This is a genomic window from Mesorhizobium sp. WSM3860 (assembly GCF_002294995.1).
In the GTDB taxonomy this organism is placed as follows: Bacteria; Pseudomonadota; Alphaproteobacteria; order Rhizobiales; family Rhizobiaceae; genus Mesorhizobium.
Genome location: NZ_NSGF01000012.1, coordinates 62850 through 73863 on the forward strand (window position 1 = coordinate 62850; position 11014 = coordinate 73863).

The following is an 11014-nucleotide window of genomic DNA, read 5'->3' on the forward strand; positions in this document are numbered from 1 at the left end:
GCCATGTACATACCGCCCGCCTTCCGCGATGACGATCATGAGAGCCTTATGGCTACGATCCGCGCGGCACGGCTGGCGACGCTGGCCACCGCCACGGCGGAAGGACCGCTGGCGACGCCGTTGCCGCTTTTGCTCAACGAGAGCGAGGGCGAGCATGGCACGATCTACGGCCATGTCGCGAAGGCAAACCCGCAGTGGCGCGCACCGGTGCTGGGCGATGGCCTGGCGATCTTCATGGGGCCGGACGCTTACGTGACGCCGGCCTGGTACCAGACCAAGCAGGAGACCGGAAAGGTGGTGCCGACTTGGAACTACCTCGCCGTTCATGCCTATGGGCCGATCGAATTCTTCGAGGATGCCGACAGGCTGCTCGAGATCGTCACGCGCCTGACCAATCTCCACGAAGGCGGACGCCCCTCGCCCTGGTCCGTATCGGACGCGCCGCCGGATTTCATCCAGGCGCAACTCAAAGGCATTGTCGGTTTGCGCATGCCGATCACGCGGCTCGATGGCAAGCGCAAGATGAGCCAGAACCGCAACGCGGCCGATCGCGCCGGCGTCGCGACTGGTCTAGCAGCGAGCGACCGGCCTTCCGACCGTGAAGTCGCCGCTCTCATCCCGTCGTGAACTCGCCCCCTCCACGTCCGCAGCCGGTATCATCATGCCCGACCTGACCCAGTTCGCCCTGTACTTCGCCGCGGCGTTCCTGCTCGCCATCACGCCCGGACCGGGCATTTTCTATGTCGCGGCGCGCACGCTGGGCGGAGGGCGCGCCGAAGGCATCGCCTCCAGTTTCGGGACGGGCCTGGGCGGCATGGTTCACGTGCTTGCCGGAAGCCTGGGCGTTTCCGCCCTCGTGCTCGCGAGCGCCGAACTCTTCACGGCGCTGAAGCTGATCGGCGCCGTCTACCTCGTCTGGCTCGGCTTGCGCACCTTCCAGTCCGCCCGCCGCGAGGCAAAGACAATGCTGGAAGGTGGCGCGCCGACGCCCGCGGCCGGCGCTGGCCGAGCGTTTCGCGAAGGGGTGCTGGTCGAGGCCCTAAACCCGAAGACGGCCGCCTTCTTCCTGGCCTTCATTCCGCAGTTCGTGGACCTCGGCGCCGGCCATGTCGCCTTGCAGTTCATGGCCCTCGGTTTCGTGTCGGTGACGCTCAACACGCTGGCCGATGTCGTGGTGGCATTCGCGGCCGGCCGTATCAGGGAAGGCGCGGCGGGCCGTTCCGGCAGCATACGCCGGATGCGGGAGGTGTCCGGCGGCGCGCTGATCGCGCTCGGCATCGGGCTCGCGGTAGCCAAGCGCCCTGCCCTATGACTGCCGGGCCTCAGTTGGGCGATATGAGGCCCACTTACCGCCCGCGCGCCAGGCTGCCCAGAATCCCGCGCACGATCGCGCGGCCGACGGAGGAACCGACCGAGCGCACCACCGATTTGATCGCGGCTTCGGCCACAGTCTGGCGGTTGGAGGACCGGCGGCCCGACCCTCCCAATACATCCTCGAAGCCCGGAATCGTCCAGCGAGAGCCGCCGGTGCCCGCCTGCTGCGCCTGCGCTTCGGCGTCCTGCGCCTCCTTGGTCTTCTTCTGCAGGATCTCGAAAGCCGATTCGCGATCGACCGCTTGGTCGTACAGCCCAGCGACCGGGCTCTCGGCGAGAACCTTGCGGCGCTCGTCCGGTGTGATCGACCCAAGCCGCGAGGATGGCGGGCGAATCAATGTGCGCTGGACCATGGCCGGCACGCCCTTGTCCTCCAGCATCGAGACCAGCGCCTCGCCGGTGGCGAGCTGGGTAATCGCGGTGGCGCAGTCGAAATCCGGGTTGGGCCGGAAGGTGTCGGCCGCCGTTCGCACCGCCTGCTGCTCGCGCGGCGTATAGGCGCGCAACGCGTGCTGCACGCGGTTGCCGAGCTGGGCCAAAACCTTTTCCGGAATGTCGAGCGGGTTCTGGGTGACGAAATAGACGCCGACGCCTTTGGAGCGGATCAGCCGCACCACTTGCTCGACGCGATCAACCAGCACCTTCGGCGCGTCCTCGAACAAAAGATGCGCCTCGTCGAAGAAGAAGACCAGCTTCGGCCGCTCGAGATCGCCGACCTCGGGCAGTTCCTCAAACAGCTCCGACATCAGCCAGAGCAGGAAAGTGGCGTAGAGCCTGGGATTCATCATCAGCTTGTCGGCGGCCAGAACGCTGATCGCGCCGCGGCCATCGCGGGTGGTGCGCATCAAATCGGCGATGCGCAGTGCCGGTTCGGCGAAGAAGTTCGCGGCGCCCTGCTGCTCAAGCACCAGAAGCGTGCGCTGGATAGCGCCGACGGAAGGCTTGGTGACATTGCCATAACGGGCGCTGAGCTCGTCGGCGCGCTCGGCAATGTTGGCGAGCAGCGCCTGCAGATCTTTGAGATCAAGCAGCAGCAGGCCCTCTTCGTCAGCGATGCGGAAGGCGATGTTCATGACACCTTCCTGCGCTTCGGTGAGGTTCATCAGCCGCGACAAAAGCAGCGGCCCCATTTCCGAGATGGTCGCACGGATCGGGTGACCCTGCTCGCCGAACAGATCCCAGAAGATGACCGGGAATTCCTGAAACTGATAGGGATCGAGCTTCACCTGCTCTGCACGCTTGACCAGGAAATCCTTAGCCTCGCCCATGATGGCGATGCCCGAAAGGTCGCCCTTGATGTCGGCGCAGAAGACGGGAACGCCGGCATTCGAAAAGCCCTCGGCCAAGATCTGCAGGCTGACCGTCTTGCCGGTGCCCGTGGCGCCGGTAATCAGGCCGTGGCGGTTGCCGTAGCGCAGCAGGAGCTCCTCAGCGCGCTGATAGGAATCGTCAGGCTTGCGGCTGGCGCCGATGAAGATGCTGGTGTCGTCAGCCATTTTCCGGTCTCCGCAATCTCTTGGGTCAAAAACGCCCGGCCTGATGGAGGATAGTAACGCGATCGGCGCGCGACAATGCCCACTATCAAATTTGGGCTACTCGAACTTGAGGCTGCCATCGAAATCACCTTACTGAGCTTGCGGATTTTGCGCATGTTTGGCAATCGGTTAGCGGCTCCCGGAACAACCGCGACGGATGTCGCATTGTGATCTCCGACGGGGGACCTTAGACTGGTGGCTGATGCGGCGGAGAGACGAGGAGTGCGATGGGCGCCGGCGCCTTGACTAGCGATATCGACCTTCCAAACCCAGACGCCAAGCGCTGGCTGGCGCTGGCGGAAAAAGCGCTTGCCGGCGGCTCTTTCGAGGAGAAGCTTGTTTCGCACACCGATGACGCCATCCGCATCGAGCCGCTCAGCGAGCGGTCGACCACAGCCGAGCCGCTGGTGCGCACCAATCCGAAATCGCCATGGATCGTCAGCCAGCGCATCGACGATCCGGATATCGCCCGCGCCAGCGCCCAGGCGCTGGAGGACATCGCCGAGGGCGCGACCGGCCTGTCGCTGGTTTTCGAGGGCGCGCCGAATGCCTTCGGCTACGGGCTGCCGAGAACCGCGGAGGCGCTGGAAACGGTGCTCGACGGCGTGCCGCTCAACCGGGCGCAGGTGCGCATCGATGCGCATCCGTGGAGCCGCGCCGTGGCGGATTGGCTGCTCGCCTTCCTGACCCGGCGCCGCTCCGATCCATCGAAGCTCAACCTTTCCTTCGGCATCGACCCGGCGGCGATCTTCGCCGGCACCGGACGGCTGCGCACCTCGATCGAGGCGCTGCAGGAGTCAATGCCGCAATCGCTGGCGCATTTCTTCTCAATGGGCGTGCCCGGCGTGCTGCTCGAAGCGGACGGCCGCGTCTTCCACAATGCCGGCGCCACCGAGGCGCAGGAGCTCGGCACGATGATGGCTTCCGCCGTGTCCTATCTCAGGATGTTCGAGAAGGCGCGCCAGCCGCTGGTCTATGCCGCGCCGTACATCGGCTTTGCCCTCAGCGTCGACCAGGACCAGTTCCTGTCGATGGCCAAGGTGCGGGCGTTGCGCAAGCTCTGGGCGCGGCTCCAGGAAGTCTGCTCGATCCCGGCCTCGACGGCAAACGTCCACGCCGAGACCTCCTATCGCATGATAGCGACGGCGGATCCGGAAACCAACATCCTGCGCACCGCGATTGCCGCTTTTGCCGCGGCGACCGGCGGCGCTGATTCCGTCTCGATCCTGCCGCACACCATCGCGCATGGACTGCCGGCCGGTTTTGCCCGCCGCGTCGCCCGCAACGCGCAGCTGATCCTGGCGCATGAGAGCCATGTCCATCACGTGGCCGATCCGGCCAGCGGCTCCGGAGCAGTCGAGGCGCTGACCGACCATCTTTGCGCCGCTGCCTGGGAAGAATTCCAACGCATCGAGGCCGAGGGCGGCGTGCTCAACAGCCTGCAGCAGGGCTATATCCAGAACCGTGTGCAGACGGCCGCCGCGAAGCGCAATGCCGCCTTTCGGGCGGGTGAACGCGGCATCATCGGCACCACCTTGTTCCGCACCGGCAGCGAGCGTCCCGTCGAGACATTGAAAGCCGAACGCCGGCCCGCGCTGACAGAGGGCGTGGCAACCTGCGAGCCGCTGTTTCCGGTGCGCATCGATCAGTCGATCGGAGCCGGCTCATGATCCCGGATTTCAGCCAGATCGGCTGGTCGGCGCCGCGCCGCGCGCCGGTCGATCTCAAGGGCCAGCGGATGACGCCGGAAGGCATCGGCGTGAAACACCTCTACACGCAGGGCGACCTCAAGGGCCTGGCCAATCTCGACACCTATCCGGGCCTGCCGCCCTTCGTGCGCGGCCCCTACCCGACCATGTATGTCCAGCAGCCCTGGACCATCCGGCAATATGCCGGCTTCTCGACGGCGGAGGAATCCAACGCTTTCTACCGGCGCAACCTCGCGGCCGGCCAGAAGGGCCTGTCGGTTGCCTTCGACCTCGCCACACATCGCGGCTATGACAGCGACCACCCGCGCGTCGCCGGCGATGTCGGCATGGCGGGCGTGGCGATCGATTCCATCCTCGACATGCGCCAGCTGTTCGACGGCATTCCGCTCAACGAGATGACGGTGTCGATGACCATGAACGGCGCCGTGCTGCCGATCATGGCGCTTTATATCGTGGCGGCGGAGGAACAGCGGGTCGCGCAGAAGGACCTCGCCGGCACCATTCAGAACGACATTCTGAAGGAGTTCATGGTCCGCAACACCTACATCTATCCGCCGGAGCCTTCGATGCGGATCGTGTCGGACATCTTCGCCTACACCTCGCGGCACATGCCGAAGTTCAATTCGATCTCGATCTCCGGCTATCACATGCAGGAGGCCGGCGCGACGGCCGACCTCGAGCTCGCCTACACGATCGCCGACGGCATCGAATATGCGCGCGCCGGCGTGGCCGCCGGGCTCGATATCGACCGCTTCGCGCCGCGCCTTTCCTTCTTCTGGGCGATCGGCATGAACTTCTTCATGGAGGTCGCCAAGCTCAGGGCGGCGCGGCTGCTCTGGTCGAGCCTGATGAAGAAGAATTTTGCGCCAAAGGACGAGCGCTCGCTGTCGCTGCGCACCCATTGCCAGACGTCGGGCTGGTCGCTGACGGCGCAGGATCCCTACAACAACATCACGCGCACGATGATCGAGGCGATGGCGGCAACGCAGGGTCACACCCAGTCGCTGCACACCAACTCCTTCGACGAGGCGATGGCGCTGCCGACCGACCATTCGGCCCGCATTGCGCGCAACACGCAGCTCATCCTGCAAAAGGAATCCGGCACCACGCGCATTATCGACCCGTGGGGCGGCTCGGCCTATGTCGAGCGGCTGACGCATGATCTGGCGGCCCGCGCGCTCGCCCATATCGAGGAGGTGGAAAACCTCGGCGGCATGGCGGCGGCTATCGAGAAAGGCATTCCGAAGCTGCGCATCGAGGAAGCGGCGGCGCGCACCCAGGCGCGCATCGATTCCGGCGAGCAGGTGCTGGTCGGCGTCAATGCGCATCGCCCGGCAGCCGATATCGAGGTCGATGTGCTTAAGATCGACAATGCCGAGGTCAAGGCCCGGCAATTGGCGAAGCTGCAGCGGCTGAAGGGCACGCGCGATGTCTCCGCCCTGGAGCATGCCCTAACCGCCCTCACCCGCGCGGCTGAAGGCGGCGAGAACCTGCTCGAATTCGCGATCCGCGCGGCGCGGGCCAATGCGACCGTCGGCGAGATCTCCCTGGCGCTGGAGAAGGTGTTCGGCCGCCATGCAGCCACCGTCCAGACAATCTCGGGCGTCTATCGCGATGCGCTCGGCGACAATCCTGCGGTCGACCGGCTCAAGGAAAAGCTCGAGGCGTTCGAGAAGAAATCCGGCGCGAAGCCGCGCATCCTGGTTGCCAAGATGGGCCAGGACGGGCACGACCGCGGCCAGAAGGTGATCGCCAGCGCCTTCGCCGATCTCGGCTTCGACGTCACCGTCGGACCGATGTTCCAGACGCCGGACGAGATCGCCAAGCTGGCGGTCCAGCACGATGTCGACATCATCGGCGCCTCCTCGCTCGCCGCCGGACATCTGACGCTCATCCCCGAGCTCAAGGAGGCGCTGAGGAAACTCGGCCATGGCGACATGCTGATCGTCGCCGGCGGCGTCATCCCGCCGCAGGATTATGACGCGGTGCTGAAGGCTGGGGCGGCGGAAATCTTCCCGCCGGGCACCGTCATCCCGCAAGCGGCGGACAGGCTGATGGATCGGTTGATGGCCGATCGGTAAGGCTCTTGCCGATTTGCCTGCCCGTTTCGGCAAATCGGCGCAATCGCTGGGGATCGGCTACAGCCTGCCCACCTCGCTGACCGGTCAAAATCTCTGCGCTCGAGGGCTAACTCTCGGCCCTGTCCGAAAGCTTGACGATCTCCCATTCCTTCCCGTTGACGGCAACGACCTCGCCGACCTTTTTGCCGAACAGGGCCATCGCCATCGGCGAGACATGGGAGATGCTGCCTTTCGACGGGTTGGCCTCGTCCTCGCCGACGATGCGCCAGTGGACCTTTTTGCCGTCGCCGTTTTCCAACGTGACGCCCATGCCGAAGCGGACCACATTGCTGCCGGACTCCGGCACCGAAAGCTCCGCGCTCTCGCGCCGCGCGGTCCAGTAGCGCAGGTCGCGGGACACGATTGCGAGGCGCTCGCGATCGCCGCGTCTTTCGGCCTTGGCCATCTGATCTCGCAGTTCGGCGAGGTTCTCTTCGATCATCGCGAGTCCCCGCTCCGTTACCAGATTGCGGTGCGGACTGATCGGCCGTTCGCCGACACCGGCAATGGCGTTTTCGCTGTCTTCCTCGCGGGTGAAAGCTCTACTCATAACATGAACTTAAGCTTGGTGAGGCAACTGCACAAGCGGTTTGCCTAAGCCTGCCCTGGCACGATTCCTGCGATGGAGCGGTCGAAACGCCAGGACCTGTGCCGATGTTGAACAGACGAACGCTGCTTGCCCGCACCGCCGGCCTCGCCGCTGCCGGGCTCTTTGCCGGCAAGGCATCGGCGAAGATGCTGCCCGGCATCGAGAAGGCCGCGATGCGCGGCTCTATCAACGCCATCGAAATCGGCGTGCAGCCGGGCGCGCTGGACGACCAGAGCAAGGCCTTCGCCACGATGCTCAGCGACGCTAGCGACCGCGATGCGCCGGTGTTTCTGCCGCCCGGCACCTATCTTGTCTCCAACCTGAAGCTGCCTGCCCGCGTGCGCCTTTCGGGCGTCCCCGGCGCGACCCGCATCGTCTATGGCGGCAACGGCCACCTGATGATGGCCGAACAGGCCGAGCATATCGAGCTCAGCGGGCTGGTGCTGGACGGCAGCAACCGCTGGCTGGCCGACTATACGCAAGGGCTGCTCGATCTGCGCCGTGTCGCGCATCTCGCCATCGACAATTGCCAGGTAACAGGCAGCGGCAAAAACGGGCTGGCGCTGGAACATGTTGCCGGCCGCATCGGGCGCTGCGATGTTTCGGGCGCGGCGGATGCCGGCATCTATTCGGTCGAGGCCGGCGGGCTGGAGATTTCGGGCAATACCGTCTCAGATTGCGCCAATGGCGGCATTCTGGTGCATCGCTGGCAACCGGCCGAGGACGGCACCATCGTCAGCGGCAATCGCGTGCAGCGCATCGGCGCGAGGAGCGGCGGCACCGGCCAGAACGGCAACGGCATAAACGCCTTCCGCGCCGGCAATGTCATCATCTCCGCCAACGTCGTCTCGGACTGCGCCTTCTCGGCGATCCGCGCCAACAGCTCCAGCAATCTGCAGATCGCCGGCAACACCTGCTCGCGCTCGGGCGAGACGGGGATTTATTCGGAATTCTCCTTCGAGGGCGCGATCCTCAGCAACAATCTGGTCGACGGTGCCGCCAACGGCATCTCGATCGTCAACTTCAACGAAGGCGGCCGCATGGCCGTGTGCGCGAACAACATTGTGCGCAACCTCTCGACCGTCGGCCCCTACACCGCCGAGCCGCCAGGCTTCGGCGTGGGCATCAGCGCCGAGGCCGATACCTCCGTCTCCGGCAATGTGGTGGAGAACGCGCCACTCTACGGCATGCAGCTCGGCTGGGGACCTTATCTGCGCAATGTGGTTGCAACGGGCAACATCATCCGTAAGTCCGGCACGGGCATCGTCGTCAGCGTCGTCGAGGGTTCCGGCAGCGCCGTCATTTCGGACAACATCATCGACGCCGCGCAGAACGGCGCCATTATCGGCCAGCGCTGGGCCAATCCGGTGACGGGCGATCTGGCAGGATCAACCTATACCGGCTACGCGCATCTGACCGTCGAGCGGAATAAGGTGAGTTAGGCCAGCGCCGCAGTCGGCCGCAGCAAGCCCACCTTGGCGCCAATACGGCTTTCCACCGGCGGATGGGCGAGTTCGGTAAGCTTGGCCGCGAGCGCTTCGTCGCTGCGCAGCAGCTTGGCCAGCACGGCGGCGATCATCACCTCGGAGGCGCGGCCGGCGCCGTCATCGCATTTCAAGGCGATGCCGAGGCCGAGCTCGGGCAAGGCCGCGCAATAGACGCCCTCGGCGCCGGTCTTGACGAAGATGCGGCCCGGCGCGGCCCGCATCAGCGCGAGGTCCGCCTTACCGGTGCCGGCCACCAGGAACGGTTCGGCCATGCAGGCCGAGAGCAGGCGCTTCGCCGCTTTCGCGCGTTCGGGCGCAAAGCCCCTGCCAGTCGCCATACGCGCAAAGCCCAGCGCAAAGCTCTTCAGCGGCACGGCATAGGTTGGGATCGAGCAGCCGTCGGTGCCGCAATGGTCGAGGTCATGCGCGGCGCCGGTCACCGATTGCATCGCGTCGCGCACCATCTCCTGCAGCGCATGGCCGGCCTTGATGTAGCCGCCATGGGCAATGCCGGAATGCACGCAGGTACAGAGGAAACCGGCATGCTTGCCGGAGCAATTGTTGTGGAGCGGGTTGGGCGCGCTGCCGGCGCGCGCCAGCGCGATTGTCGCAACGTGGCTCGACGGCCAGTGCGCGCCGCATTCGAGCGCCGTCTTGTCGAGACCGGCCTTGGCGAGCATTGCTTGCGCCAGTTCGACATGCGCCGGCTCGCCTGAATGCGAGGCGCAGGCCAGCGCCAATTCGCGATCGCCAAAGCCGTAGGCGTCGGCAGCACCGGATTCGAGCAGCGGCAGCGCCTGGATCGCCTTCACCGCCGAGCGCGGAAACACCGGGCGCGCCGTATCGCCGATCTCCCAGACAGGCTTGCCGTCGGCGTCGAAGACAGAAACCGCGCCGCGATGGGCGCTTTCGACCGCCGCGCCGCGCGTGACTTCGACCAGAACCGGATTTGCCATGCTGCCTCCCGCACGCGCGCGCCAGCGGGCGCCGCTTTGATGCGGGCCGCTTCTACCTGATCCGATCGAGGATGGAAACGTAGTTCGCCACCGCGGCACCGCCCATGTTGAAGATGCCGCCGAGTTTTGCCCCAGGCACCTGAATGCCGCCGGCCTCGCCGGTCAGCTGCATGGCGGTGAGCACATGCATCGAGACGCCGGTGGCGCCGATCGGATGGCCCTTGGCCTTCAAGCCCCCGGACGGATTGACCGGCAGTCGGCCGTCCTTTGCCGTGACGCCTTCCAGCGCGAGCTTCGCGCCCTCGCCGGGCTTGGCCAGGCCCATCGCCTCATATTCGATGAGCTCTGCGATGGTGAAGCAGTCATGCGTCTCGACGAAGGAGAGGTCGTCGAGCGTGACGCCGGCCTTCTTCAGCGCCTGGCCCCAAGCCCGCTCGCAGCCCTCGAAGGCAAGGATGTCGCGCTTCGACATCGGCAGGAAATCCTGGACATGCTCGTTGGCGCGGAAGGTCACGGCGCGGCGCATCCTGAGCGCCGTCGCGGTGTCGGTGAGCACGAGCGCGGCGGCGCCATCCGAGACCAGCGAACAGTCGGTGCGCTTCAAGGGTCCGGCGACGAAGGGGTTTTTCTCGCTTTCCTGACGGCAGAACTCGTAGCCGAAATCCTTGCGCATTTGGGCAAAGGGATTGTCGACGCCGTTTTTGTGGTTCTTGGCCGCAATCATGGCGAGCGCATCGGACTGGTCGCCATAGCGCTGGAAATAGGTCTGCGCGATCTTGCCGAAGACGCCGGCGAAACCAGCCGGCGTTTCGCCGTCCTCGGGCAGATAGGAGGCTTTCAGCAGGTTCTTGCCGATCTCGGGCCCAGGTGTGGTGGTCATCTGCTCGGCGCCGACCACCAATACGATGCGGGCGGCGTTGGAATCGATGGCGCGGACGCCTTGCCTCACCGCAGCCGAACCGGTGGCGCAGGCATTCTCCACGCGCGTCGCCGGCTTGAAGCGCAGCCGGTCGTCGGCCTGCAGCACCAGGCTTGCGGTGAAATCCTGCGGTGAGAAGCCGGCGTTGAAATGGCCGAGCACGATCTCGTCGACATCGTCAGGGCCGATGCCGGCGTGATCGAGCGCGTCCACGGCGACCTTGGTGATCAGGCCCTCCAGCGTCTCGCCTTCGAGCTTGCCGAAGCGCGAATGCGCCCAGCCGACGATGCATGCGGTCATGGCAGCCTCCATCTGCCGCGCAGCC

Annotated in this window: 9 protein-coding genes; 5 read left to right on the top strand and 4 right to left on the bottom strand. The window is 65.6% G+C overall.

Annotated elements, in window-relative coordinates; all coding sequences use genetic code 11:
- The first annotated feature begins 3 nt into the window (after nucleotides 1–3).
- Entirely contained in the window at nucleotides 4–627 is a 624-nt protein-coding gene (locus CK220_RS19360; RefSeq protein WP_095813070.1) for an FMN-binding negative transcriptional regulator, read from the top strand.
- 34 nt (nucleotides 628–661) lie between these two features.
- The gene (locus tag CK220_RS19365; RefSeq protein ID WP_095813071.1) at nucleotides 662–1312 is read left to right on the top strand and encodes a LysE family translocator; all 651 of its coding nucleotides are present in this window, start codon (nucleotides 662–664) and stop codon (nucleotides 1310–1312) included.
- Between the two features lie 34 nt (nucleotides 1313–1346).
- Here the strand turns inward: CK220_RS19365 and CK220_RS19370 are convergent, their stop codons facing one another.
- Entirely contained in the window at nucleotides 1347–2870 is a 1524-nt protein-coding gene (locus tag CK220_RS19370) for a helicase HerA-like C-terminal domain-containing protein (RefSeq protein WP_095813072.1), read from the bottom strand.
- Between the two features lie 266 nt (nucleotides 2871–3136).
- Between CK220_RS19370 and CK220_RS19375 the strand changes: the two genes are divergently transcribed.
- Together CK220_RS19375 and scpA are read left to right on the top strand one after the other, a co-directional pair.
- Entirely contained in the window at nucleotides 3137–4579 is a 1443-nt protein-coding gene (locus CK220_RS19375) for a methylmalonyl-CoA mutase family protein (protein ID WP_095813073.1), read from the top strand.
- Nucleotides 4576–6699: a methylmalonyl-CoA mutase gene (scpA, locus tag CK220_RS19380; protein ID WP_095813074.1), complete on the top strand. Its 2124-nt coding sequence runs from the start codon at nucleotides 4576–4578 to the stop codon at nucleotides 6697–6699. The genes CK220_RS19375 and scpA overlap by 4 nt, the downstream gene beginning before the upstream one ends.
- Nucleotides 6700–6805: 106 nt before the next feature.
- Here the strand turns inward: scpA and greA are convergent, their stop codons facing one another.
- Nucleotides 6806–7288, bottom strand: coding sequence for a transcription elongation factor GreA (gene greA / locus CK220_RS19385; RefSeq protein WP_095813075.1), 483 nt, complete (start codon nucleotides 7286–7288; stop codon nucleotides 6806–6808).
- 104 nt (nucleotides 7289–7392) lie between these two features.
- Between greA and CK220_RS19390 the strand changes: the two genes are divergently transcribed.
- Nucleotides 7393–8769 carry a TIGR03808 family TAT-translocated repetitive protein gene (locus tag CK220_RS19390; RefSeq protein ID WP_095813167.1) on the top strand — a complete coding sequence of 459 codons (1377 nt, stop codon included), beginning with the start codon at nucleotides 7393–7395 and terminating at the stop codon, nucleotides 8767–8769.
- Here CK220_RS19390 and CK220_RS19395 read toward each other — a convergent pair.
- Together CK220_RS19395 and CK220_RS19400 are read right to left on the bottom strand one after the other, a co-directional pair.
- A complete protein-coding gene (locus tag CK220_RS19395; RefSeq protein WP_095813076.1) occupies nucleotides 8766–9770 on the bottom strand; it encodes an asparaginase in 1005 nt (334 codons plus the stop codon). The two genes, CK220_RS19390 and CK220_RS19395, sit on opposite strands and share 4 nt — an antisense overlap.
- Nucleotides 9771–9822: 52 nt before the next feature.
- On the bottom strand, nucleotides 9823–10989 hold the full coding sequence (locus CK220_RS19400) for an acetyl-CoA acetyltransferase (protein ID WP_095813168.1): 1167 nt from the start codon (nucleotides 10987–10989) through the stop codon (nucleotides 9823–9825).
- Nucleotides 10990–11014: the final 25 nt, after the last annotated feature.

Coding starts and splice junctions, on each gene's coding strand:
- CK220_RS19365 (WP_095813071.1), top strand. CDS start 662: ATGCCCGACCTGACCCAGTTCGCCCTGTACTTCGCCGCGGCGTTCCTG.
- CK220_RS19360 (WP_095813070.1), top strand. CDS start 4: ATGTACATACCGCCCGCCTTCCGCGATGACGATCATGAGAGCCTTATG.
- CK220_RS19395 (WP_095813076.1), bottom strand. CDS start 9,770: ATGGCAAATCCGGTTCTGGTCGAAGTCACGCGCGGCGCGGCGGTCGAA.
- CK220_RS19400 (WP_095813168.1), bottom strand. CDS start 10,989: ATGACCGCATGCATCGTCGGCTGGGCGCATTCGCGCTTCGGCAAGCTC.
- CK220_RS19370 (WP_095813072.1), bottom strand. CDS start 2,870: ATGGCTGACGACACCAGCATCTTCATCGGCGCCAGCCGCAAGCCTGAC.
- greA (WP_095813075.1), bottom strand. CDS start 7,288: ATGAGTAGAGCTTTCACCCGCGAGGAAGACAGCGAAAACGCCATTGCC.
- CK220_RS19375 (WP_095813073.1), top strand. CDS start 3,137: ATGGGCGCCGGCGCCTTGACTAGCGATATCGACCTTCCAAACCCAGAC.
- CK220_RS19390 (WP_095813167.1), top strand. CDS start 7,393: ATGTTGAACAGACGAACGCTGCTTGCCCGCACCGCCGGCCTCGCCGCT.
- scpA (WP_095813074.1), top strand. CDS start 4,576: ATGATCCCGGATTTCAGCCAGATCGGCTGGTCGGCGCCGCGCCGCGCG.